The organism is Pseudomonas sp. KB_12, from assembly GCF_052114545.1.
GTDB classification, from domain to species: domain Bacteria; phylum Pseudomonadota; class Gammaproteobacteria; order Pseudomonadales; family Pseudomonadaceae; genus Aquipseudomonas; species Aquipseudomonas brassicacearum.
In genome coordinates, this window is sequence record NZ_JBFREY010000096.1 from 1 (window position 1) to 599 (window position 599).

2 tRNA genes and 1 rRNA gene are annotated in these 599 nt (G+C 47.6%); all 3 read right to left on the reverse strand.

The window, feature by feature from the left end:
- Nucleotides 1–227: 227 nt before the first annotated feature.
- A tRNA-Ala gene (locus AB4Z20_RS28015) sits at nucleotides 228–303 on the reverse strand.
- 10 nt (nucleotides 304–313) lie between these two features.
- Nucleotides 314–390: transfer RNA gene (locus tag AB4Z20_RS28020), tRNA-Ile, on the reverse strand.
- A gap of 123 nt (nucleotides 391–513) precedes the next feature.
- A 16S ribosomal RNA gene (locus AB4Z20_RS28025) occupies nucleotides 514–599 on the reverse strand; the annotation flags it as partial.

Sequence of the window (599 nt, forward strand, 5' to 3'; positions counted from 1 at the left end):
ATCTGGTTATACTGTGAAGACGACATTCGCCGAAAATTCGATCTTGCTCATGAGAGCAACTCACAAATTTTACCTTAGCCTGATCCGTTACCAGTGAAAGTAACGTTCAGTCTATCTTTCTATCACATACCCAAATTTTTAAAGAACGATCTAATCAAAAGACTAGAAATCAACATTCACCATCACCTTGATGGAATGCTCATTTCTAAGCTTTCAGAAGCAGTTTATGGTGGAGCCAAGCGGGATCGAACCGCTGACCTCCTGCGTGCAAGGCAGGCGCTCTCCCAGCTGAGCTATGGCCCCATTACAAAATTGGTGGGTCTGGGCAGATTCGAACTGCCGACCTCACCCTTATCAGGGGTGCGCTCTAACCAACTGAGCTACAGACCCAATTTCGAGCTTGTAACTGTTAGCTGTGAGCTATCAGCTTGGAGCTTAAAGCTGCTTCTATCGTCTTCTTCAATGAATCAAGCAATTCGTGTGGGAGCTCATGAAGCAGCTGCGGTCGTCGATTAAGGAGGTGATCCAGCCGCAGGTTCCCCTACGGCTACCTTGTTACGACTTCACCCCAGTCATGAATCACACCGTGGTAACCGTCC